Consider the following 24,489-nt stretch of genomic DNA (forward strand, 5'->3'; position numbering starts at 1 on the left):
TTATCGCAATCGCCAGAACATCAAAAGGCCGGGGTTTTCCCGGCCTTTTGCGTGCCCAAGCGGTGCGACGACGCTCTTAATTGGTCGGATTTCCGCGATTGGCCCATTTGGTGGACCGGCGTTCGATGATGTTAAACAGCTCGTACATCGCAATCCCCATCACCGCGATCACCAGCAACCCGGCAAACACCAGCGGCATGTTGAATTTAGACGATGCCGACAACATCAGATAGCCAACACCAAGGTTTGATGCGACGGTTTCGGAAATCACCGAACCGACAAAGGCCAGCGTGATCGCAACCTTGAGCGATGCAAAGAAATACGGCATGGCGCGAGGGAAGCCGACCTTGACCAGAATATCGCGCCGGGTCGCGCCAAGGGACCGCAACACATCGCGCAATTCCGGTTCAAGCGTTGCCAGCCCGGTTGCCACATTGACGACAATCGGGAAAAACGAAATCAGGAATGCGGTGATGATCGCGGGCACCGTACCGATGCCAAACCACATGACAAGGACCGGAACCAGTGCCACCTTTGGCACCGAATTGAACCCGACCAGAAGCGGGTTGGCCGCGTCATAAACCGCCTTGCTGGACCCGACAAGCGCGCCCAGAACCACACCAAACACTACCGCAATGGCAAAGCCCGCCAGGGTCGTATAAAGCGTATGAACCGCATGCATCCAGATCGCACCGCGGAAATCCCAGCCGACCATGATGCTTTCCGACGGGGTCGGCAGGATATAGACCGGAATATTGAAAATCCGGACAATCAGTTCCCAGATCACGAAAAGCCCGATTGCACTGATCCAGGGGGTGGCTTTGGACAGGTCTTTTTTCTTGGCCATGATGCTTTCAACCTTCCCTTATGCCGCGCGCACGTCACGGATGTGACTGCGCAATTCGTGGACCAGATCGGTGAAGGGCTGCGTGAATGTCGTTTCCTGATCGCGCGGACGGGGCAGGGTGTTTTCACGCTGGACCAAAATCGTACCCGGGCGCTTGGACATCACATAAATCGTATCGGCGAGATAGGCTGCTTCGCGCAGATCATGGGTCACCAGGATCACGGTGAAAGGCCGCACCATCCAAAGATTTTGCAGGATGTCCCAAAGCTCTTCGCGGGTGAAGGCATCAAGGGCACCGAACGGCTCGTCGAGCATCAGAAGATCGGGTTCATGGATCAATGACCGGCAGAGCGACGCGCGTTGCTGCATCCCGCCTGACAATTCCCACGGGTATTTGTCTTCGTGCCCGGCAAGCCCGACACTGGCGAGAAGCTTTCGCGCGCGGTCTTCATATTCGGCACGGTGCTTGCGCAGGCGGTTGCGATGCGGCTTGACGATTTCCATCGGCAGCAGGACGTTATCAAGGGTCGTTCGCCACGGCAGAAGGGTCGGGTTCTGAAACGCCATGCCGACGATCTTAAGCGGCCCGGAAACTTCCTTGTTATCGACGATAACCGTGCCTTCGCTGGGCGGCATCAGCCCCGATACCAGTTTCAGCAGCGATGACTTGCCACATCCCGAAGGTCCGACAACAGCAATGAATTCGCCCTTGTTGATCTTCATGTTTGTTGTTTCCAATGCCAGATCGTCACCTTCGCTGTAACGAAGCCGGACATTGTCGAGTTCGACAAAGCTTTTCGACACGGCAGTCATCCCCCTGCGTATCCTGATGATTTATTATGTATCGGGGCCGGTTTGCCCGGCCCCGTTTGCGTGGTCTGGCGTGCCAGTTATTTCAGCATCCGGTCTTTATCGCCGGGCATGAAAATGTCGGTGAAGATGTCCGCAACGGTTGGCTTGTTTTCAATGCCAAATGCCAGGCTGACCTGGTCAATCGCCTTGTTCATGCGGTCGGTCTTGATCTGGCCCATGCCTTCTTTAAGCGTTACCTCGGTGACGACATTGTCATCAATCGTCATCTGAAGGCGCTGCAATTCAAGGGCCGGGTCAATCAGCGGATCGGTATCCTTAAGGGCCGCAATGGCTTCTTCGGGGTTGGCAATCGCATCACGCCATCCCTTTACGACCGCACGCAGGAATGCACGCAGTTCTTCCGGATGGTTTTCCATCATGTCGGGTGATGCAATCATCGCATTGCCATAGAAATCCATGCCGTAATCGAAATATTTGAAAACGGTCAGATCGTCCTTGGAAATGCCCTGTGCCTGAAGGTTCAGGATTGATGTGAAATAGTGACCGGTGATCGCATCAACGTCACCACGCACCAGCATCGGTTCGCGCAGCGGCGGGTCCATGCTTTCCCATTTGACATCGTCAAGCTTAAGCCCGGTTGCCTGTGCAAAGGCCGGGAACAGTTTGCGCGAAGCATCGAAAACCGGCGCGCCCAGCGTCTTGCCAATCAGGTCTTCGGGCTTGGTGATGCCGCTTTTTTTCAGCATGAACAACGAAAACGGCGGGCGGTCATAAACCATGAAGACCGACTTCATCGCGCGATCCGGGTTCGATGCATTGAATTCCAGCATCGAGTTGATATCGGCAAAGCCGACATCATAGGCGCCGCTGGCAACGCGTGTGATCGAACCGACCGATCCGTTGCCCGAATCAATCGTTACATCAAGGCCCTCGTCGGCGAAATAGCCCTTTTTCTTGGCCAGCACATAGGGGGCTGCCGGGCCTTCGAATTTCCAGTCGAGTGTAAATTTGATCGCCATCTGGGCCATGGCGGATTGCGCACCAAGTGCAACGGCAATGCCGACGGTCGCGCCAAGTAGCCGCGCTTTAAGTCTCACCATTAATGAAGCCTCCTGTTTCGGGTCTTTTTGACGACCCATTGACCGAATGATACCCCTGATCGCACAGCAATGCCTGTGCCAAATCCCTTTTTTGTCGGTTTTCCTGATATGAAGGGACTGTTACGGGCAGAGTACGGTTGTTTAATAAATGGTCAATGGGGTAAATTGATCAAAAATTATACATAAATTCTTGATAATCGCCTTTGAACATGGCGGTCCAATCAAATCGCTTGCACATGGAAACGGATTTGGGCATATCGCCATTATGCTTACAAAATCGATCAAACGTTTTTACAAAAAAGCCGAAGCCGTGCGCGACGAAGATGCGCAGGGCTGGCGTATCCATCTGGACGGAAGGCCGGTAAAATCGCCGTCCAAGGCCGAATTCGTGTTGCCGGCGGAACAGCTGGCGCATGAAATTGCGGCCGAATGGGATGCGCAGGGGGAAAAGGTTCTGCCGACCACGATGCCGATCATGCAACTGGCCGCAACCGCGATTGACCGCGTGCGCCCGCACCGGTTTGGCGTGATTGCGGAACTGACCGGATTTGGCCGGTCTGACCTGTTATGCTATCGCGCATCCTTCCCCGATGACCTTGTCCGCCAGCAGGCCGAAGCATGGCAGCCGTTGCTTGACTGGGCGCATCATGAACTGGGTGTGTCGCTTAAAGTGACCGAAGGTGTCATGCCGATCTCGCAGGAAGACGAAGCTCTTCTGCGTATTCAGGACGAGATCGAGGCGCTTGATGATTACTACCTGACAGCCCTTCACACCCTGACAACGGTGTCGGGATCGGTGATCATCGGGCTTGCGATCCTGCGCGACCGGATCAGTGCCGAGCAGGCGTTTGAGGTTTCCCAGCTTGATGAAAGCTATTCCATCGAGCATTGGGGTGCTGATGCCGAGGCGGTTGCACGCCGCGAACGTCATCGCGCGGAACTGCTGGCCGCGGGGCGGTATCTTGATCTTATCGGTCGGCAATAGGCATTTGCCGACCTGATCTGGCGTGATGCGATCCCGTCAGTTCATCCATTTCGCGATCATTCTGTGCTGTACGGCGGCCTGTGCCGCCATCCGGTAATAGGACAGCAATTCGCGCATTGGCGATGACATCCGGTCAAAACCGGAAATGAACGCGACAATAATCCCGACCGATGTTTCGCCCCTGATCGCAAGATAGCCGCCGACAATCAGCACCGAAAGCGGGGCAAGCGCATTAAGCAGATTGATCAGGGTTTTCATTCCGAACTTGAGGATGAAAAACCACATGCGGTTGTTATAAAGGTAACTGATGCCGCGATGGATCGGGTCCAGAAGTTCCTTGTGATCGTCATCTTCGCCGGGGTGGAGTTCGCTTAGTTCGTCGCTGACTTCGCGCATTTTTTCCACGCGCTTTTCAATCAGCCGGTTGATCTGTTTTTGAATGACCGGTACCAGCGCGATTTGCGGGATCAGGGCAAGAATGCCGATCAGCCCGATGATCGGCTCGACACTGACCATATAGCCGATCCCGAAAATCAGCATCCCCGCATTCACGACCGGCTGCGACAATCCATCGCCCACAAACCCGCCCAGTTTTTCGATTTCCGATCCGATGATTGATACCGCCCGGCCGTTTTCGCCTTCGCCATTGCCGGTGCGGTCTTCGGCGTAAAGGCGGCTGAGATGGTGGCGGTTGTGGCGGATCGCACTTTCACTGAGCCAGCCTTCATACATCCGAAGCATGAATTTGGCCGCCGAATGCACCACAACAACCGCTAGATAGATCAACGCCAGCACGGTCAGAAGCGACATATCCTGTTTGCTGATCGCATCATCGACAAGGCGGCGTTGCAGTTCCAGCGGCACAATGCCAAGGACGGCAACCGATATGGCAATCAGGCAGACAACGATCTGGTGCCGGCCGCTCATAAGCCAGATATAACGCCATAAGGATTGCGCAGGGCGATCATCGCCGGTGGATTTCGGCTCGTGCGGGCGGATGCGAAACAGCTTCATGAAATGACCGTTCTGATGGATATCATAAGGCCTTAACGCGCCAGAAGCCGTTTGGTGCCCGGCTTGTTCTGAATATTGGTATTTGCCGACCTGCTTCTAGACTTTAGTCCAGCCCGTCCTTACATATCGCAATGACGTTAGGGAAATCAGGTGTTTGCACACCATTTTGTTCTTGCACCAGACTGTGAAAAATAATTGGCATTCCAGTACCGAATAATGCTATTTCAATTCATCATTCAGATTGCATCACCGGCATGACCATCGTCATGAATGCATTCCGGGCGGCCCAAAATAAGGATCACGCAATATGCAGGATATTATCGCCAAGCTCGAAGTCAAACGCGCAGAGGCGGCCATGGGCGGCGGTCAGCGCCGCATCGACAATCAGCATGCCAAGGGCAAGCTGACCGCGCGCGAACGGCTTGATGTTCTTCTTGACGAGGGCTCGTTCGAAGAATGGGACATGTTTGTCGAACATGATTGCGTTGATTTCGGCATGCCCGAAAACCGCATTCCCGGCGATGGCGTGGTCACCGGGCATGGCACGATCAATGGTCGGTTGGTGTTCGTCTTTTCGCAGGATTTCACCGTATTTGGCGGTGCGCTTTCGGGTGCCCATGCGCGCAAGATCTGCAAGATCATGGATCAGGCGATGAAAGTCGGCGCGCCCGTGATCGGGCTTAACGATTCCGGCGGGGCGCGTATTCAGGAAGGTGTCGAAAGCCTTGCGGGTTATGCCGATGTGTTCCAGCGCAATGTCGAGGCATCCGGCGTTATCCCGCAAATTTCCCTGATCATGGGGCCATGTGCGGGCGGGGCGGTCTATAGCCCGGCCATGACCGACTTCATTTTCATGGTCAAGGACAGTTCCTATATGTTCGTGACCGGCCCCGATGTGGTCAAAACCGTCACGCACGAGGAAGTCACCCACGAGGAACTCGGCGGGGCGATGACCCATACCAGCATTTCCGGGGTGGCCGATCTGGCGTTTGAAAACGATGTTGATCTGTTGTTGCAGACCCGTCGTTTCATGGATTTCCTGCCGCTATCCAATAAGGAAAAACCGCCCGCCCGCCTGTGCGAAGACCCGATCATGCGCGATGATTTCTCGCTTGATACGCTGGTGCCTGAAAATCCCAACATGCCCTATGACATGAAGGAACTGATTACAAAGGTCGTCGATGAAGGCGACTTTTATGAAATTCAGCCCGATCACGCCAAAAACATCATCATCGGCATGGCGCGCATGGATGGCCGCACGGTTGGTATCGTTGCCAATCAGCCAATGGTTCTGGCGGGATGTCTTGATATCGCCAGTTCGAAAAAGGCCGCGCGGTTTGTGCGGTTCTGCGATGCCTATAACATTCCGATTGTCACCTTTGTCGATGTTCCGGGCTTCATGCCGGGCACCGCACAGGAATATGGCGGGATCATCAAACACGGTGCCAAACTGCTTTATGCCTATGCCGAGGCGACGGTGCCAAAGGTCACCGTCATCACGCGCAAGGCTTATGGCGGGGCCTATGACGTGATGGCGTCCAAGCATCTGCGCGGTGATGTCAACTATGCCTGGCCGACAGCCGAAATCGCGGTGATGGGGCCAAAGGGCGCGGTGGAAATCATTTTCCGGGCCGATATGAACGACCCCGAAAAGATCGAGGCCCGCACCGAAGAATACCGTGAAAAATTTGCAAACCCATTTGTCGCGGGGCGCAAGGGTTTCATTGACGATGTCATCATGCCGCATGGCACGCGCAGGCGCGTTTGCAAGTCGCTTGCGATGCTGCGCAACAAGGACATCAAGAACCCGGCCCGCAAACACGGCAATATTCCGCTTTAACGCCGCGACAATCCATTGGGGAGAGCACCTTTATGTTCAAGAAAATCCTGATTGCCAACCGCGGTGAAATTGCCTGCCGCGTGATCAAATCAGCCCGCAAAATGGGCATTGCCACGGTGGCGGTTTATTCCGACGCCGATAAAAATGCCCTGCATGTGCAGATGGCCGACGAGGCCGTGCATATCGGCCCGGCACAGAGCAACCAGTCCTATCTGGTGATTGATAAAATCATCGATGCCTGCAAATCGACCGGGGCAGAGGCCGTCCATCCCGGCTATGGCTTCCTTTCGGAAAATCAGGCATTCGCCAAGGCGCTTGATGTCGCCAAAATCGCCTTCATCGGCCCGCCGGTTGGCGCGATTGCCGCGATGGGCGATAAGATCACGTCCAAGAAAATCGCTGCGGAAGCCGGTGTTTCAACCGTGCCGGGCTATATGGGCGTGATCAAGGACACCGACGAGGCGATCAAAATCGCCAATGATGTCGGCTATCCGGTGATGTTAAAGGCATCTGCTGGTGGTGGTGGCAAGGGCATGCGCATTGCGCGCAATGACGCCGAATGCCGCGAAGGCTTCGAACGTGCCACGTCAGAAGCTGCAAGCTCGTTTGGTGATGATCGCGTCTTTATCGAAAAATTCGTCGAAGAGCCGCGCCATATCGAAATTCAGGTGCTGTGCGACAAGCACGGGCATGGCATTTACCTTGGCGAACGCGAATGTTCGATCCAGCGCCGCCATCAAAAGGTCGTCGAAGAAGCCCCGTCACCCTTTATTGATCCCGAAACCCGCAAGGCCATGGGCGAACAGGCCGTCGCACTGGCGCATGCGGTGAATTACTGCTCCGCCGGGACGGTGGAATTCATCGTCGACAAAGACAAGAACTTCTACTTCCTTGAAATGAACACAAGGCTTCAGGTCGAACATCCGGTGACCGAACTGGTGACGGGCGAGGACCTTGTGGAATGGATGATCCGCATCGCCAATGACGAAAAACTGACGCTCGCGCAGGATGACGTCAAGCTGACCGGCTGGGCGATGGAAACCCGCATTTATGCCGAGGATCCGTTCCGCGAATTCCTGCCTTCCACCGGGCGTCTGGTGCGGTATCAGCCGCCGGCTGAAAGTGCATCCGTGCGTGTTGATACCGGTGTGTTCGAAGGCGGCGAGATTTCGATGTATTACGACCCGATGGTCGCAAAACTGGTGACGTATGGCGAAACCCGCGATGATGCGATTGCGGAAATGCGGGCCGCCCTTGATGCCTATTACATCCGCGGCATTTCGCACAATATCCCGTTTGTTGCCGCCGTTATGGCCAATAAACGGTTCCAGTCGGGCAATATCACCACCAATTTCATCGCCGAAGAATATCCCGACGGCTTTTCTGCTGATGATCTGCCCAATGATGATCCGGCGATGCTGGTGGTTGTTGCCGGATACCTCAATCAGCGGGTGGCCGAACGCAATGCGCGCGTGACCGGACAGGTCAGCGATCATCCGTTGCAGGTTGCCGAAAGCTGGGTCGCGGTATCGGGTGATGATCACACCGCGTTCGATATCGAAATTGACGGTGTTAACAATGACTACATCGTCGCCATCGGGGATCGCAGCTATGGCGTGTCATCCGACTGGAAAATCGGCGATGCGATGTTTGTCGGCGACATCGACGGTGCGCCGGTCTGTGTGCAGATCGACGTCGAAGGTGTTGGCTATCGCCTGTCGGCCAATGGCATCCAGCGCAGCTTCAAGGTGATGCTGCCCCGTGTCGCCGAATTGCAAAAACTGATGCCGTTCAAGGCCCCGCCGGATATGTCAAACTTCCTGCTGTCCCCGATGCCGGGGCTGCTCGTCAAGGTATCGGTGACCGAAGGCCAGACCGTCCAGCCGGGCGAGGAACTTTGCATCCTTGAAGCGATGAAAATGGAAAACGTGCTCAAGGCCGAAAGCAAAGGCGTGGTCAAGAAAATCCACGCCGAGCAGGGCGCAAACCTGTCGGTCGATGCGATCATCATCGAGTTCGAGAAGGACGAATAATAGTTAGGTTTGCATAATATAATGTTTCCAGAAAAGGCGTAGCAACTTATGGTTGCTGCGCCCTTTTTTGTTTTGAGGATTGTATTATGACGAACGCGCTGCGTCTAAATAAAAGACTGTCTTTTTTGGAGCCCGCCTTCCTGCAACTGGAAAAAAATATTGAACAATACGTGGAAGCTTTTAATCGGGAGGAACTGCCATATTATTTCAATGAAAGAGCGACGGTTTCTCTTTTGCAGGGGGCGGCGTGGCAAGCTGATTTGCTCGCAATGGAAGAGTACGTTACGGTAAAGACCCATCGCACTGACCCAAAGGAAGAAGCTGCCGGGCGCTGTGACATTTACATTGCTGAAAAAGCAGGGCCAAAGGCAATTGAATTTGAGGTCAAGCAAAAGAAGATCAAATTCAGATATCACACAGGTTCTGTGAAAAAATGGCTCTTAAATGGCGATAATGACTCTAAGCGAAACAGTAATACAACAATTCAAGCCAGTCTAACTTTTGTAGTTCCAATGATAGCCCCAGATAAAACCAAAGAAGACCACACCTCGCTTGTTAATAGGATTGTCAAAGAAGCGCTAGAGACCGGGATTGATGGCCTTCATTTTTGTATGCCTTCTAATACATGGAATCATTTGGCGAAGGATGTTGGGCCGGGGTCTGATTATCGATGGCCTAGTTTGATTACCCTGATCAGGGTTTCAAAAGTTCGCGGAAAAGAACTTTCTGCGTCCAATATCAACCGTCTGCCACGGTCGATTTCAATACCCCTATAGACGCATCGTATTTGATGGCGGCAGATATATAAGCACTGGCAGGTTATGTCTCTGCCTTTGGTTTTCCGCTGATCCAGCTGGTGCTGTCTTGATGCATTCTGTGCAAATCAAATTTAAGGAATGGTGTTTGAGGTGCTGATGGATGACGGAAGCCCGCCCGCCAGACGCTTCGCTGCGGCAATGGCTTCTGCTCCGTGCAGGGTGAAGCTTTGCGTTAATCCTTCAAGGATCAGGTTAAGCTCTATCTCGTATCCCTGTCGCCCTGTGGCGATGGCGACTTTGGTGGCGACCTCGGTCTTGTGGCGTGCCAGCAAATCGCGCAGCACCTGATCGCCCGGTGATGCGGCAACGGCGGCGTGGAACAGGCAGCCGTGGCTTGCCTCTGTTTCCATCCAGACACCGACGCGATCAATGATTGCCGAGAGGGCTCTGTCGGGGGCTTCGGGCAGGTCGGTAAACAGCAAATCAATGTAGCGCTGATGGCGATGTTCAAGGGCCAGATGCACCATATCGGCCCGCGAAGGTGTGTATTTATAGAGCGTGCGCAGGCTGACATCGGCGGCTTCGCGCAGGTCGTCAACACTGGGTTCGGCAAAGCCGCCCTTGGCAAAGGCCCGCTCAAGACCGGCGGCGATTTTCAGTTTTGTATCCGTCATGTTGACAAATGTAGAACGTTCCCTTTACCTTGGCAAGTAGAGTAATCGTTCTACATGGAGTAACCAATGACCGATATCCCGACAAAAATGCATGGCGTCGTCCTGACCGGGCATGGCGGGCTTGATAAGCTCGAATGGCGCGAAGACCTGGAAACGCCAACCCCCGAAGCCGGGCAGGCCCTGATCAAGGTCGGTGCGTCTTCGGTCAACAATACCGATATCAATACGCGCATCGCCTGGTATTCAAAGGCCGTTCGCGGCGCCACAAGCGAGGGCAGCGATGCCGGTTTTGGCGAGGATGCCCTTGCCGATGCCACCTGGTCGGGCGGTACTTTGGCCTTTCCCCATATTCAGGGGGCTGATTGTTGCGGCACGATTGTCGCACTCGGGCAGGGTGTTGATCCCGCGCGCCTTGGGCAGCGTGTTCTGGTCCGTGCCCTGCAATCCGTTCCCAACGAGGACGGAACACACCGGGTCGAAACATTCGGCAGCGAAACGAACGGGGCCTTTGCGCAATATGCCGTGGTCGCGGATAAAAACGCGATTGCCATCAAATCGGACCTGTCGGACACCGATCTTGCATCCTTCCCATGCGCGTTTTCAACCGCCGAGGGGATTATCCAGCGCACAGGCCTTGGGGCGGAACGCGTCCTTGTAACCGGGGCATCCGGCGGTGTTGGTTCGGCGGCCATTCAGCTTGCCAAGCGGCGCGGGGCCTATGTCGTTGCGGTGTCAAGCGCGTCAAAGGCCAAGGCCCTGCGTGATCTTGGCGCGGATGAGGTTCTTGACCGTGCAGATGAATTGCCGCGCAACCGCTTTGATGTCGTGATCGATCTGGTCGGCGGGCCGCGCTGGCCCGAACTGCTTGAAACTCTTGTTTCGGGCGGTCGGTATGCCACGGCCGGGGCAATCGCCGGGCCGATTGTCGAACTTGATCTGCGCACGCTTTATCTTAGGGATTTAACACTTTATGGCTGCACCCATCAGGAAGATCGCGTTTTCACCGATCTGGTGAAATATATCGAAAAGGGTGAAATTCGTCCGCTGGTCGCGGAAGTTTACGACCTTCGCGATCTCGCCAAGGCACAGGAAGCATTCGTTGCGAAATCGCATATCGGCAAGATCGGTATTCTTGTCCGCTAGGGCTGGGGGGCCACCTAGAGATGGCCGGGAAACGCGCCGGGGGAACATTCCCCCGGCGTTTTTGTTCCATACCTGTTCGATTGGACGGGTTTGCAACCCCTTTCGAACAGTTATTGCGCATATTAAATACAGGAAACGGGGCTTTACGGGGATTTCCGGCTGACTTATGGTCGCGGATTGAGGCCGGGTGCTTTCTGCAAGGCCATCCAAGAACAAGAAACGAGGCGTGAATATGTATAAACTGATTGCTTTTGATGGCGACGATACGCTGTGGCATAACGAACCGCTGTTTCGTGATGCCCATATCCGCCTGCGCGAAATGCTTTCCCACTATGTCGATGCTGATACGGTCAATGATCGCCTCTATCAGGCGGAACTGGCCAACCTATCGATCTATGGATACGGCATCACGGGCTTTACCCTGTCGATGATCGAAACCGCGATTGAGCTTTCCGACAAGAAAATAAGTGCTGCCGACATTCATGAACTGGCCGAAATCGGCAAATCCATGCTGCGCGCGCCAACCCGTCTGATTGACGGGGCCGAAGAGGTGCTGCGCCATTATGTCAAACAGTCTGATCGCAAGATCGTCCTGATCACCAAGGGTGATCTGATTGCCCAGCAGCTTAAAATCGAGCGTTCCGGGCTTGAAAGCCTGTTTGCCGGTGTTGAAATCGTTTCGGAAAAAGATCCGCTGACCTATCGCAATATCTTTGGTCGCTATGGGGTTGAGCCGTCCGAAGCCGTGATGATCGGCAATTCGTTGAAGTCCGATATCCTGCCGGTGCTTGCGTGTGGCGGGTCGGCGATCCACATTCCCTATGAAATCACCTGGGTCCATGAAATGGTCGATCAGACCGAAATCGACAATGATCATTTCGTGACGGTCGAAAGCATTGCCGAGGTCCCGGAAAATATCGAAAAACTTGAACAGGACCTGCCAGCCTATGGCAGGGTCGGGAGTATGGAAAATGTCTGATTGCGCCGGTTCGGAAATGTCGACCGAGGCATCCCTTGCCAATGGCCCGGCGGCAAAGCTTGATCCGCAAATCAAGCTGGAACTTGAAGCCGCCGCCTTTCGCGGCCTTGTGCAGCATCTTCAGGACCGCAAGGATGTGCAGAATATCGATCTGATGAACCTTGCCGGTTTTTGCCGCAACTGCCTTGCCAAATGGTATCTGGCGGCAGCGCGTGAACGCGATGTGCCTATGGATTATGACGGTGCGCGCGAGGTGGTCTATGGCATGACCTATGATCAATGGAAAGACAATCATCAGGCCCCGGCAACAGCGGAACAGAAACAGAAGTTTCAGGATACCGCCCATCTGCACGCCAATATTCCCGGCGCGAAGTAAACATCACATCAAAGGATGTTGCCATGACCACCACCGAACCCGATCCGCAAACCGGCACCGGAAACATTTCCGTCCTTGCCCGGATCGAAGGCCGGGTGCAGGGCGTATGGTATCGTGCCTGGACGGTGGAGGAAGCGCGTAAACGCGATCTGACCGGCTGGGTGCGCAACCGTGCGGATGGTACGGTCGAGGCGCTGTTTTGCGGCCCGGTGGCCGGGGTGCAATCCATGATTGCGGCCTGCCATGATGGCCCGACGCATGCGAATGTCACCCGCGTGCATGAAGAACCCGGCCTTGAAGACGGGTTCACCACCTTTGAAAAACGCCCGACGGCCTGATTGCCGGGCCGCCGGATTGGCGCCTTTATCCAATCGCGATCAAAGCCTTTTTCCGCCCCTATGCAGAAAAAGGCTTTTTCTTTGGTGCGGTGCGGTGGCATGCTCTTGCGATCCTGTCCGGCTGGTCAGATCGCTGTTTTGCGTATCGGGTGTGCGATGGCCGGATCGGGAACCAAACAGGGAGAATAAAACATGAAATTGACGACGAAATCATTTGGCGTTGCTGTTCTTCTGGCGGGTTCGGCCTTTGGCGCGTTTGGTGCGCAGGCTCAGGAGGCTACACAGGAACCGGCACAGAATGACGGTTTGAATGCCTCGCTTTGGTATCAGACCTCGGTCGAATACAAAACCACCGCCCTTTCGGTTTATGCAGGCGCGCAGCGTCTTCTCGATGCCGCGATTGGCGATCATGACTGGACCGCGGCCCTTGAACAGGATGGCAATTATTCGGCCAAGCCACCCGCGATCATCCTTGATGTTGATGAAACCGTTCTGGATAACTCGGCCTATCAGTCATGGGTTGTGACGGCCAATACGTCTTACAGCTCCAAAACCTGGGCGGCATTTGTCGAAGACGCGATTTCAACCCCGACGCCGGGCGCGCTGGAACTGACCAAGGCCGCGGCCGACAAGGGCGTTGAAGTCTTCTATGTCACCAACCGCAAGGCCGCCGAAGAAGCCGCGACCATCAAAAACCTGCAGGAATATGGCTTCCCTTATGCTGATGCGGATCATGTGATGGTGCGCGGTGAAAAGGAAGAATGGGGTTCGGCCAAGGCCACCCGCCGCGAAGCGGTGGCGGCGGATTTCCGCGTCATCATGATGTTTGGCGATAACTTCGGCGATTTCACCGACGATATCGATGGCACCATCGACGAACGCCTCGAAGTCATGGACAAATACGCGACCTATTGGGGGGAACGCTGGTTCATGCTGCCAAACCCGACCTATGGATCATGGGAATCCGCGGCATTTGGCAATGACTGGAAAAAATCCCCCGAAGCCCGCCGTCAGGACAAGCTTGACGCGCTCAATAGCTGGTCGGGCCCGAAAGAATAATTTCTTTCGCATCTGACGGTAGAAAGGGGGCGTGCCATGATCGGCGCGCCCCTTATTTCATGACCCAGCGGAATGCGCGTTTAAGCTCGGCTGTGCCGTTGTGATCATACCAGCGACCATGCGACATAATCACCCGTTCCGGGTTCCAGTCGATCATCTGATCGACTGCCTTGCGCAGGCTTTCCTTATGCCCGGCAAAGGTCATGCGCATATCACGCGGCGCACATCCATCCGGGTCCATCGAGCCAAACATCCGCACCAGCCACCGCCAGATCGGGCTTTTGATCTTGTGCGCCTCGAAATTCTCGATCAGGTCGGTAAGGACAAGCGTTCTGGATTTCGGATGGTAAAATACCGCCTCGGACAAATAGCCGCCGCGTACCATCAGCTGTTTGATTTCATCCGCCCATTCCGGTTCGGCAGTATCGGCAAGTTCGGCGTCAAACGATACCGTCATGTCGACCGACTTCGCCCGCTTGATCACACCGGGCGCACAGAAACTTTGCGCCGCCGGATAGGCCGCCTGCCATTCCGGCACCCCAGCATAATGGATGGTGTTGGGCGCAATCAGACAGGCAACTTCGCCCAGTGCATCAACACTGGCCTTAAGCTCTGCCGTCAAGCGGATCGGTGAATGGATAAACAGCTTCTCGGACGCCAGCCGGATGATCGTCATCCGGGTCGGAAACGGCAATTTCATGCCGAGATACTGAAACCCGATCACCGGGCCGTCAATGATCCAGATTTCGTCCCCAACAGCCTTGGGAACATTCAGCGGATCATAGGTATCAATCGAAAACATCGCAGACCTTTATGGGGTTGGGGGCGCCCATGATGTGGTTTATTTTACGATCTTGCCGGGATTGAGCATACCATCGGGATCAATCGCGTCCTTGATCACACGCAAAAGCTTCATCTTTTCCGGGCTGGCATAGCGCACGAGTTCATCAAGCTTCAGCTTGCCAATGCCATGTTCGGCACTGATGGAGCCGCCAAGATCGGCGACAATGTCATGGATCAGACGGTTAAGTGTTTCCCAGCAATCGAGAAATGCCTGTTTTTCCATCTCGACCGGCTGGGTGAAGTTGAAATGGATATTACCATCGCCAACATGGCCAAACGGGCAGGGACGAATGCCCGGGATCAGATCCCCGGCGGCTGCCATGCCACGCATAAGCAATTCCGGCACCCTGGAAACCGGGACCGATACATCATGCTTGATACTGCCGCCTTCAAAACCTTGCGCCTCGGGGATGCCTTCGCGGATCGCCCAAAGATTGGCGCGCTGGGCTTCGGACTGCGCCAATGCCGCATCGCTGGCAAGGCCGGCCTCAAGGGCGGCTTCCAGAAGGTCGCTTAGGACCTCGTTCAGGTCATCCTTGGGCCGTGACGAGGTCAGTTCGATCATCACATACCAGTCCGAAGGGGCGGCAAGCGGGGCGGATAGCCCCGGCAGGTGTGCCACCGTCATATCATGGGCAAAGCCGCAGATCAGTTCGAACGCGGCAATTGCATCACCGCTTTCGCGCCGTGCGAGTGCCAGAAGGTCAAGAGCCGCATCCGGTCCGGGGACGGCAACCCACGCGGTCGCGACATGGCGGGGCTTGGGAAACAGTTTCAAGCTCGCCTTGGTGATAATGCCAAGCGTCCCTTCGGCCCCGATAAACAGATCGCGCAGGTCATAGCCGGTATTATCCTTGAGCAATTTCGAAAGCCCGTTCCACACGCTGCCATCGGGCAGAACAACCTCAAGCCCCAGAACCAGATCGCGGGTATTGCCATACCGGATGACGTTCAACCCGCCGGCATTGGTCGCAAGGTTACCGCCAATCTGGCAGGTTCCCTCCGACCCAAGGCTAAGCGGGAAGATCAGATCACGCTCAAGGGCAGCTTCCTGAAGAGTTTGCAGGATCGCACCGGCTTCGACGGTGGCGGTAAAATCGCGCGCATCGATATCAATGATCCGGTTCATCCGGCGAAGGTTTAAAATGACCTCTGCCGCATTGGCAACTGCCCCGCCGCATCGCCCGGTATTGCCGCCCTGGGGCACAATCGCAATGCCATGGGTTGCACAGATCGCGACACATTTGGCGACTTCATCGGTATTGGCGGGATAAAGCACCATGCCCGCGTCGCCTGCAAACTTGCCACGTGCCTCGGCATTGTGCGTGGCCAGTATATCGGCCTCCATGCTCCAGCCTTTCGGGCCAAGGGCATCCTGAAGTTCCTTGATCGCGCTGGCGGGCAGGATGTGCATGGGGCTGTTTTCCGCTCGGCTGAGGTTGGAAGAATTACGGGGTCGGATGAAGGGCGCGCGGCGCGCTGGCGCGTTTCATCCGGTCATTGATCGCAAGCCCAAGACCGGTATCGGGGATCGGCGCAATCGCGATCCCGTCAAACCGCTTCTGATCGGCTTCGTGCAGTTTGGCAAACAGGTTGGCGGCTGCCTCGCGGTCATCGCCGGTTTTCGAAAGCCACAGGACCTTGTCAAACCCCTTGGTCACGCAATCCCCGAATGCCAGTAATATTTCATGGCCGTATTTCTTCTGATCCGGTGCCGTCGCATTCAGCCGCACCGGCAATCCCGGGGCATAATGGCTGGTCAGCATGCCGGGGCTTTTGGGCGCGTTGTCATCGGTTTCGGCCATGACAACGTCGGTGCCCAGAACCTCTGCCACCTGATCGCGGGTAATCCCGCCGGGGCGGAGCATCACGACGCGGTCGGTGGTCAGATCAATCACCGTGCTTTCAAGCCCGACCCCACATGGGCCACCATCCAGAATCATGCCAATCGCCTTGCCAAGGGATGCTGCCACATGGGCGGCTGTCGTCGGGCTGATCCGGCCGGACCGGTTGGCCGAAGGTGCTGCAATCGGGCGGCCGACCGCGCGCAACAATGCGCGCGCCATTTCATGTGCGGGCACACGCACCGCAATGCTTGGCAACCCGGCGGTGGTCAATTGCGATACATTGCTGTCGGAACGCTTTGGTAAAACAAGCGTCAGCGCACCGGGCCAGAACGCATCGGCAAGCTTATCTGCCCGCGCATCAAAAACTGCATGCTGGGCCGCGGCATCGCGGTCAGGAAAATGGCTGATCAGCGGGTTGAAGCTTGGCCGTTGTTTGGCTGCAAAAATGCCCGCCACCGCATCGTCATTGGTCGCATCCGCTCCCAGCCCGTAAACCGTTTCGGTCGGAAAGGCGACAAGCTCGCCCGCGCGCAACTTGGCCGCGGCCTGCGTCAGGGCACCTTCGGAATAGGGGCGGATCGTCAAAGCCGGGGACATCAAGCATTCCATAAAAAATATAGCTCTATGAAATACCTAGCGATGATGTGTTTGTAAGACAAGGAAGAACGTCTAAAGTTGTTCTTCTTGTACATTCAGCCTTTCCATAAATTCGCTTTCACCAACCTTCGGAAGAGCCTTTAGGGCTGTACTGAAGTATTTTTGCTGTCCCCAAAGATCTGGGTCACCAACAATGAATATGCGTTGCTTGGCACGTGTTAGTGCCACGTTCAGTAAATTTGGTTTTGACGCAGCCCATTTTGCAGACCCGTCATGTTCATGATCTGCGCCAAGGACGAACATCACAATCGCGGCTTCCTTCCCCTGAAAGGTATGAACGGTGCCGACTGATGTTTTACACCACTTATCAAATTGTGATTTTTTAAGGCGCCTTGGTTTTCGGATTTTTTCATTTAGTTCTTTAACAAGATTTTGGCGGATTTCTTTAAAGGGAGTGATGACAAAAACATCCTGTGGGAGATCGCCGTTAATCGAGATACTTTCAATCATTTTCGTGACGAAAGATACCTGTGCATCAACTGTTTGTTTGCCTCGAACGCTCCCTTTTACATTAATCCAGCAACTGTCCTGGGCAATCGAAATGTTTTGTTCTTTTCTATGGCTCTTTAAACCAAAGACCATGCTGTCTTCATAGGCAATCCTGTTGGCGATGGAAAACATTGGATTGATGCATCGACGATGGACTCTCAAAGGGCTGCCAATCCATATCTCGTTACCCATTCCGTTATCGACATAGGCACCAAATCGGTTCCCTTTATCCGACAACTCCTGAACAGATGTTTGGTTCGGTGCAAAAACACCACCTTCTGTATGGTGTGACTGTTTGGACAACGCTTCGATCAAAGTTGTCGGAACGGTGAAAACAGGTTCGATCTGGCGTGGGTCTCCGACCGCAATAACACGCTTTCCGCGCCAGAATGCACCAACAGAAGCCTGGGGGGGTGCCTGTCCGGCCTCATCAATAAATACCCAACCCAAAGAGTTTCTACCCAAGAACGAAAACTGATTTCCGAATGAGGCAAAGGTCGTTGATACAACGGGCACCATCATGAACAGACTTTGCCAAAGAGCTAAAACATCCTCGCGGTTTGTGATGCTGCGGGGTTGTTTAAGCATTTGCGAGACAAGGAATATATTACTTCTGAATGGCCCCGACCCTCTGTCATCTTTGCGGCCGACCTCAGCTAGCCAAGCCTCATGAAGTGATAACGCAGCCTGAAAAAGCTCTGATCGTGCCTTTGCCAGTTCTTCAGTGTGCCAAAGCCCGCCAATCTGGAAACTTTCTTGTTCAATTTCAGAGCAAGCCTGAGGAACTGTAATATCAGGGTATTTGCTTTTGAACTGCTCGAGTTGTTCTTGCGCCTGTTCCCATTCATACCTTCTTGTTTCAAGCTCATGTCTAGCGTGTTCGAAGTCATCTTTTGCCTTTGCAATAGCTGGCGCGATGATTGCCGATAGCTCCTGATTGATGGCGGCAATTTTGGCAGATAAAGGACGTTGCTCGTTGGCATTGTGCCGCACATCAATTTTGTGACGCCGTGCCGCTGATGTTGCGAACAGCTTTTCCCACCATGCTGGCGCGGCCCGGTCAAGCAATCGCTCCTGCTCTTTCAGAGTCTGGAGCGTGGATGTAAGTGGCTTGATACTTTCTTCAAGTGCGGTCTTTTCCTGGATACGCACGTGATATGTTTTTTCGGCGCTTTCGCATTTTTCTTGTGCTGCCGACACGAATGTTTCCAGCGATGTTACTCCGAATCGTTCTATCAAGTTTTCATAACACGAGAGATCTTCTTTGAGTGCTCTGACGTTATCTTTTTTCTGATGAAACTGGCTGCGAGCTTCTGAAAATGAGGCACCTGCATAAGTTTTAAGCCAATCCCATAGGCCTTGTGCCTTTGTTTGTGGTTTAAATTTTGGATAAACATCCTGCGCTGAAAACAGAAACGTTTCCTGAAAACTCGATCTGTTTTTTGCTTTTCCGAGAACGCAAGAAACCAAACCCCAAGGTATTTCTTTATCGGGGAGTTGACGGAATTTATGGTCATTGATCTTGGCCGCAACGTTATATGCGATGGGCTTGAGATATTCCGGGGCCTTGCCTTCATTCCAGAATTTGCCAAGTGATCCAGATTGGGGCAATTCGCGGGAAATATTTTCGACAGCGGCATTGTTGGTTGAGACAACAACCATCTCAAATCCGGTCAGGTCTTGTTTCAGTTTGTAGTATTGGCTGTTCGAAGTCCGAATAGGGTCTCTTTCAAACGCATCATCGGCATGCTTCAGGTTTGCAAGAACGTTTGCTCTTCGGACAATGTTTTCAGCGAACATTTCACGTAGCAAAGTCGTCTTGCCTGTACCCGGCGGCCCGTTAACCGAAAATATGCCGCTCTCTTGAAGATCAACAAATGCGGCATTAATCGAAAATTGCTGCATAAGGCTCATCATATGATGAGGCTCATCAAACCAGCGACCATCAACGTTCATGGTTGGAGACAGGTGTTTGATGATTGCCTTTTGACCATCAGCCTCAAAAAGGTTGGTTCTATTATCAGAAACATCTGAGGTTATATACTTGTGAAGGTTGGTTTCTTCGTCAGGCTTATGGCGAACGTCCGATGATGAACGCTCGATGTCTCGGATGAAGAAGCTGTTCAGAATGCCAATTTCGGTTGATTGATCTGCTTGCTCATCGTCATCGTCTTCCTCGTCATTTTCATTGTTTGTGCTTGAAGGGCTTTCAGTTCCTGTTTTTTCTTTTTGTGGCCGTTTTTCCTTGATCCACATTTCGATGAAAGCAAGATCATTTTCTGCCAAAGGTGTAAAGTCTGCCCAGTCAGTCAAGATTTTAGAAAGCTCAACGATCTCAAAGAACTGAAGACTGTTTGTTTTAAGGTTTTCATCTTTGTCTTGGCGCTTCCGGAATGCTTCATCCCGTTTGCAACGAAAGTTATAAATTTGTGTTTCGAGACTTCGCCAATCGGATTCAAAGTTGGCGGTTGATAGAAAATCCAAGCCGTATTTGCGGGTTTTCCCAAGCGCCCAAGGCAAGGTCGAAACCTCTATGTCTTCAAAACTTGGTTCGCCTTCAGAAGACAGTTTGATTTTTGCGAAGCAGGTTGCCCCCTCGATCTCGGCACGTTCCTGATCATCTGTCTGGTGGACTTCGTTGCTTTCCGCTGGAACGAGTTCCTTACACAGTGACGTGACTTCACTTTTATCGAAAACGCCTATGAAAAGTCTGTACCCACCGATTGATTTATCAGGTGTCAGTTCCGTTTTTCTTAAGTCTTCGAGTGCCGTTGCCCCATGATTGATATCAAGCCGTCGTGCGGGTGTATCTTGGGCATTGGCCTGATCGATCTGAGACTTAAGGTCATAAGGAATGAAAAATTCTATCTTGTGCCAGTATTCGAGGACATCGAGCACCAGTTCGTCATTCGGGGAAACTTGATCACGAGGCATGAAACACAGATCTTCTATTATAGGATTTATGCATTTCATTTAATGCAACTGAAATGATTTTCGCAATGCATTTCACGTAAATTGGGAAAGATATGTTCTGGGGGAACTTAACATCAAACAGCGCAGAGCCGCCATCAGGATGGCGGCTCCATTTTACGCTCTAGCCCGGCGGTCGCCCTGCAGCAGTGACCCGGACCGCGTCGCCGTGATTCCGGCGGCTATTTACGTCACCAACACGTTGTGTGGCGATAAGGATCGTATAGCAAGAAATACGCTCAAAGTCAACAAAACTGCGGTGTTTGGCTCTTTTGATATAGGCTGTCAAATAGCGGCTGATGCCCGTTGCAGCGCATCAATGGCAAACTACTGATCGGGCTTTGCTATTCGTTTTGATGCCGCTTTCGCGAAATGATTTTCGAGGGAGCATAGCTGCTTTCGTCACCAAAAAATCGGGCAGCGTGCATAAGGCCGCTGCCCGATTTTTCTATCTGACGTTGCTTGGAGACATCGGATCGATCAGATGCCCCTGACCCGGGACAGGAATTCTTCAACCTCCCGTCCAAGGGCATCCGCCTGGCTTGAAAGCTCTGACGATGCTTTCAGGACTTCGGCAGACATTTGCCGAGTGTCGCGGGCCATCTCGGTCACAGACGCAATGTTATCTGAAACCTCTGATGTGCCGGTCGCGGCATGCTGGACATTTCGGGCAATTTCCTGCGTCGCCGAAGATTGTTCTTCGGTGGCCGCCGCAATCGCCGAAATCGCCTCGTTGATGGTGTGGATTTTGGTGCCGATTCCGGTAATCGCCTCAATGCAAAGCCCAACGGCGGTTTGCATGCCGCCAATCTGGCCCGAAATTTCCTCGGTTGCCTTGTGCGTCTGGGTGGCAAGGGTTTTGACCTCGTTGGCGACCACGGCAAAACCCTTGCCCGCGTCGCCGGCTCTTGCCGCCTCAATCGTCGCATTCAACGCCAGAAGGTTGGTCTGCGATGCGATGTTCTGAATGAGCTCGACAACCTCGCCAATCTTTTCGGCCGCTTCCTTAAGATCCGAGAACGACTGATTGGTTTGTTCAACCTCGTCAACCGCATCATTGGCCATGCGTGATGATCCATTGATCTGCTGATTGACTTCGATGATCGATGCGCTCAGTTCTTCGGACGCGGCGGCAACGGTTTGCACATTGCCCGATGCCTCGCCCGATGCCTTGGCAACGACCTGGGTACGCTGATCGGTGTTTTCGGCAATGGTGGACAATTGTTCGGCATTTCCCTGCATATCTCCTGATGCATGGCGAACTGCCTGTACGATCCTTGCTGATCCCTGTTCAAACGCACTGACCGCCTCGGCCAGTTTCTTGCCTTTCTCGATTTGCTCCTGCTGGGCTCTTTGCTGTGCCTGTCGCAGTTCTTCGGTCTGCAACGCATTTTTGCGCAACTCTTCAAGGGCCTCCGCCAGACGACCCAGCTCGTCAGGGGTGCCGGTTTCCGTGACCTTGGTTTTATAATCAGCGTGTGACAGGCGTTCGACATCGGCCATAAGATGGCCAATCGGGGTTGAAAAACGCCGCAGCACGGATGCAATCGCAATCGCCGAAAGCCCGAGGGCGATGACAAGCCCGATGCTGACGGTCACAAGCCCGATATTTGCCGATGCTTTTTTGCTTTCCGCACTTAACACGGCCTCTTTCATGGCGGTGTGACCGATTTCGACAATCTGATCAAACGGCCCATTGCAAAGGGCGGTATATTCGGTCGGTGGCATGGCTGGTGCCGTGCCACCATTCAAACCGGTATAAAGGGCATCGAGCTGCGTCTGTGCTGAGGTCGTAGCACTTTCAGCCGCTTTTACTTCATTTAAAAGACGCTGTGGAATGCCTGGGCGGGCCATGACGGAATCAATCTCGTCCCACATAAGCTGATAACCGCCTTTAAGCTGGTTCCAACGCGCGAAGGATTCGGGGCTTAAAGGTTCGTTTTTCGAGACATTCGGACGCAAAAGCGAACATTGGCTGCCGAACTTGTCGCGCACCATCCATGCCGCACGCCGGACCTGAATCATTTCGCCGACAAACGGGTCAAGCAGCCGAACATCATTTCCAACCGCAAGCGACACACCCAGAATGGTGTCAACGACGTTGCGGACGGAATCTGACCATTCCTTGACTTCGGGGACGCTGCGCTGGTCTTTGGGCCGCTTTGCCAATGCATCAATATTTTCTTCAAGGCGGTTCTGTTCCGCCCATGCTGCCTGAAGGTCGGAAATATATTTATCAACCCCATCGACCTCGACATCTTCAAGGGCCGCCATTGCGGTGTCAAAACTCTGGTCGGCAATCGCGCGTGTCTCGGCAAAGGCCGCGGTCGGGTCGTCTTGCGACACCAACGCGGTCTGGGTACCGGAAATCTGCTGTCGGACGCCAAGGACTGCGGAAAACAAAAGCTGGTCTGCGCGGGTTGCATTCAGGATTTCCGATGCATTGTCCGAGTCATGCCAACTGATAAAGGCCAGAACGCCCGTAACACTTACAAAGCCAATAAGCAAAAGGCTCTGCAAGGAAATGATCAGGCGCGAAATTGAATTCCGGAACATCAATTCTCTCTCCCAAAGGGGAAAATATCTCAACCCAAACGTATAGCGATTTTTCGGTGTTATACAGTTTGTGCCGCAGAATTGAATTTCAACCAGAGAACTGAAATAGCGCGCTTTTTTCCTTCAGCGAAGATTTACGCGTGATCAGCAGACGTGATCAATCATGCAATCACGCCTTGCGGGATGCGTAAATCGTGCCTTGATCCTGCAATGCGGAAAGTAACGAAGCTTAACCTTGGTATTTCACCGGCACGGATGGGCTGCGTGCGATGAAGAACGGATTGCGGAAATCGGCCTTGCCATAGGCAAACCGGGTGCCGTCCATATTCTCGACCACGCCCCCCGCCGCCGCCAGAACCGCATGACCGGCCCCGATATCCCATTCCATGGTCGGGCCAAGGCGGGGATAAAGGTCGGCCACCCCTTCGGCCAGAAGGCAGAGTTTAAGCGAACTTCCCGCCGGGCGCAGTTCCTTGACCGCGAGGTCGCCCAGAAACGCCTTCATCGCGTCGGGATCGCCATGTGAACGTGAACCGACGACAACCACACCATCGTCAGGCATGTCGCGCACCGTGATGGCGCGGGTTGTGTCATCAATATCGCCATTGCCTTCAATCAGCTTCGCGCCATCCGGCCCGCCGTAATAAAGCTTTTCAATTGCTGGGGCATAAACCACGCCCAGAACCGGGACGCCCTTGGCAATCAGGGCGATATTGACGGTGAATTCGCCGTTGCGTTTGATGAACTCCTTGGTCCCGTCCAGCGGATCCACCAGCCAGAAGAAATCGGTATCCCCGTTAACATCGGGAATGTCACCCGCAGCCGCACTTTCCTCGGACACGATTTTGACATCGGGGGTCAGGGCGCGAAGACCGGGCAGGATCACCGCTTCGGCGGCGTCGTCGGCCTCGGTCACCGGGGATGCATCATCCTTGGACCGGACTTCGAAATCGGTGTCATAGATTTTCATCATGGCGGCACCGGCACGGCGCGCAATTTCAATCAACCCGTTTTCAAGGGCACTGGCATCGGCCGGAAGGGCAATCGTCATGGCAATCTCGTCTGGTTAATCTTTTTGCGTGCAAAGGGCATAGGGAATTTTGCCCATCACGTCCAGTAAGACCGTTCCATTATGGCGAGATCACGTTCACTTTCCTGTTCACGTTCA

General features: G+C 54.0%; 20 protein-coding genes. 9 read left to right on the plus strand and 11 right to left on the minus strand.

The features are described from left to right. Positions 1-76 precede the first annotated feature (76 nt). The 3 genes from BC440_RS15190 to BC440_RS15200 form a co-directional block, all read right to left on the minus strand. Positions 77-847, minus strand: coding sequence for an ABC transporter permease (locus tag BC440_RS15190; protein WP_007091468.1), 771 nt, complete (start codon positions 845-847; stop codon positions 77-79). A gap of 18 nt (positions 848-865) precedes the next feature. After that, positions 866-1,660 carry an ABC transporter ATP-binding protein gene (locus BC440_RS15195; protein ID WP_071240410.1) on the minus strand — a complete coding sequence of 265 codons (795 nt, stop codon included), beginning with the start codon at positions 1,658-1,660 and terminating at the stop codon, positions 866-868. Between the two features lie 77 nt (positions 1,661-1,737). Continuing rightward, the gene (locus BC440_RS15200) at positions 1,738-2,760 is read right to left on the minus strand and encodes an ABC transporter substrate-binding protein (RefSeq protein ID WP_063093731.1); all 1,023 of its coding nucleotides are present in this window, start codon (positions 2,758-2,760) and stop codon (positions 1,738-1,740) included. Between the two features lie 265 nt (positions 2,761-3,025). Here BC440_RS15200 and BC440_RS15205 point away from each other — a divergent pair, with 265 nt between their 5' ends. Next, positions 3,026-3,745, plus strand: coding sequence for an ATP12 family protein (locus tag BC440_RS15205; protein ID WP_247643581.1), 720 nt, complete (start codon positions 3,026-3,028; stop codon positions 3,743-3,745). A 36-nt stretch (positions 3,746-3,781) separates the two neighbouring features. On the opposite strand, the gene BC440_RS15210 is transcribed toward BC440_RS15205, so the two are convergent. Beyond that, complete coding sequence (locus BC440_RS15210) at positions 3,782-4,759, minus strand: ABC transporter ATP-binding protein (protein WP_071240411.1); 978 nt, start codon at positions 4,757-4,759, stop codon at positions 3,782-3,784. A gap of 307 nt (positions 4,760-5,066) precedes the next feature. Here BC440_RS15210 and BC440_RS15215 point away from each other — a divergent pair, with 307 nt between their 5' ends. From BC440_RS15215 to BC440_RS15225, 3 genes are all read left to right on the plus strand, one after another. Continuing rightward, positions 5,067-6,599, plus strand: coding sequence for a carboxyl transferase domain-containing protein (locus BC440_RS15215; RefSeq protein WP_007091463.1), 1,533 nt, complete (start codon positions 5,067-5,069; stop codon positions 6,597-6,599). 32 nt (positions 6,600-6,631) lie between these two features. Continuing rightward, positions 6,632-8,632 carry an acetyl/propionyl/methylcrotonyl-CoA carboxylase subunit alpha gene (locus BC440_RS15220; protein WP_071240412.1) on the plus strand — a complete coding sequence of 667 codons (2,001 nt, stop codon included), beginning with the start codon at positions 6,632-6,634 and terminating at the stop codon, positions 8,630-8,632. An 86-nt stretch (positions 8,633-8,718) separates the two neighbouring features. Then, on the plus strand, positions 8,719-9,408 hold the full coding sequence (locus BC440_RS15225; RefSeq protein WP_071240413.1) for a hypothetical protein: 690 nt from the start codon (positions 8,719-8,721) through the stop codon (positions 9,406-9,408). A gap of 113 nt (positions 9,409-9,521) precedes the next feature. On the opposite strand, the gene BC440_RS15230 is transcribed toward BC440_RS15225, so the two are convergent. Beyond that, on the minus strand, positions 9,522-10,064 hold the full coding sequence (locus tag BC440_RS15230; protein WP_071240414.1) for a TetR family transcriptional regulator: 543 nt from the start codon (positions 10,062-10,064) through the stop codon (positions 9,522-9,524). Positions 10,065-10,130: 66 nt separating this feature from the next. Between BC440_RS15230 and BC440_RS15235 the strand changes: the two genes are divergently transcribed. The 5 genes from BC440_RS15235 to BC440_RS15255 all read left to right on the plus strand — a co-directional run bounded on the left by BC440_RS15235 (position 10,131) and on the right by BC440_RS15255 (position 13,959). Beyond that, entirely contained in the window at positions 10,131-11,207 is a 1,077-nt protein-coding gene (locus BC440_RS15235) for an alcohol dehydrogenase family protein (protein WP_071240415.1), read from the plus strand. Between the two features lie 232 nt (positions 11,208-11,439). Beyond that, positions 11,440-12,186: an HAD family hydrolase gene (locus BC440_RS15240; protein ID WP_071240416.1), complete on the plus strand. Its 747-nt coding sequence runs from the start codon at positions 11,440-11,442 to the stop codon at positions 12,184-12,186. A 16-nt stretch (positions 12,187-12,202) separates the two neighbouring features. Beyond that, positions 12,203-12,562 (plus strand): DUF1244 domain-containing protein, encoded by a 360-nt coding sequence (locus tag BC440_RS15245; protein ID WP_071240547.1) that lies wholly within the window; start codon positions 12,203-12,205, stop codon positions 12,560-12,562. A gap of 23 nt (positions 12,563-12,585) precedes the next feature. Further along, complete coding sequence (locus tag BC440_RS15250) at positions 12,586-12,900, plus strand: acylphosphatase (protein WP_051682165.1); 315 nt, start codon at positions 12,586-12,588, stop codon at positions 12,898-12,900. A 192-nt stretch (positions 12,901-13,092) separates the two neighbouring features. Beyond that, positions 13,093-13,959 carry a 5'-nucleotidase, lipoprotein e(P4) family gene (locus BC440_RS15255; RefSeq protein WP_071240417.1) on the plus strand — a complete coding sequence of 289 codons (867 nt, stop codon included), beginning with the start codon at positions 13,093-13,095 and terminating at the stop codon, positions 13,957-13,959. 52 nt (positions 13,960-14,011) lie between these two features. On the opposite strand, the gene BC440_RS15260 is transcribed toward BC440_RS15255, so the two are convergent. From BC440_RS15260 to cysQ, 6 genes are all read right to left on the minus strand, one after another. After that, positions 14,012-14,761 carry a DUF4336 domain-containing protein gene (locus BC440_RS15260; protein WP_071240418.1) on the minus strand — a complete coding sequence of 250 codons (750 nt, stop codon included), beginning with the start codon at positions 14,759-14,761 and terminating at the stop codon, positions 14,012-14,014. Between the two features lie 39 nt (positions 14,762-14,800). Next, positions 14,801-16,216: an FAD-binding oxidoreductase gene (locus BC440_RS15265; RefSeq protein ID WP_071240419.1), complete on the minus strand. Its 1,416-nt coding sequence runs from the start codon at positions 16,214-16,216 to the stop codon at positions 14,801-14,803. A gap of 34 nt (positions 16,217-16,250) precedes the next feature. Next, positions 16,251-17,246 (minus strand): L-threonylcarbamoyladenylate synthase, encoded by a 996-nt coding sequence (locus BC440_RS15270; protein ID WP_175484497.1) that lies wholly within the window; start codon positions 17,244-17,246, stop codon positions 16,251-16,253. Between the two features lie 72 nt (positions 17,247-17,318). Beyond that, on the minus strand, positions 17,319-20,729 hold the full coding sequence (locus BC440_RS15275; RefSeq protein WP_071240420.1) for a DEAD/DEAH box helicase: 3,411 nt from the start codon (positions 20,727-20,729) through the stop codon (positions 17,319-17,321). A 516-nt stretch (positions 20,730-21,245) separates the two neighbouring features. Further along, positions 21,246-23,321, minus strand: coding sequence for a HAMP domain-containing methyl-accepting chemotaxis protein (locus BC440_RS15280; RefSeq protein ID WP_071240421.1), 2,076 nt, complete (start codon positions 23,319-23,321; stop codon positions 21,246-21,248). A 229-nt stretch (positions 23,322-23,550) separates the two neighbouring features. Then, positions 23,551-24,372 carry a 3'(2'),5'-bisphosphate nucleotidase CysQ gene (gene cysQ / locus BC440_RS15285; protein WP_071240422.1) on the minus strand — a complete coding sequence of 274 codons (822 nt, stop codon included), beginning with the start codon at positions 24,370-24,372 and terminating at the stop codon, positions 23,551-23,553. Positions 24,373-24,489 lie beyond the last annotated feature (117 nt).

Origin of the sequence: Thalassospira sp. MIT1004 (assembly GCF_001858545.1) — a bacterium.
GTDB lineage: Bacteria > Pseudomonadota > Alphaproteobacteria > Rhodospirillales > Thalassospiraceae > Thalassospira > Thalassospira xiamenensis.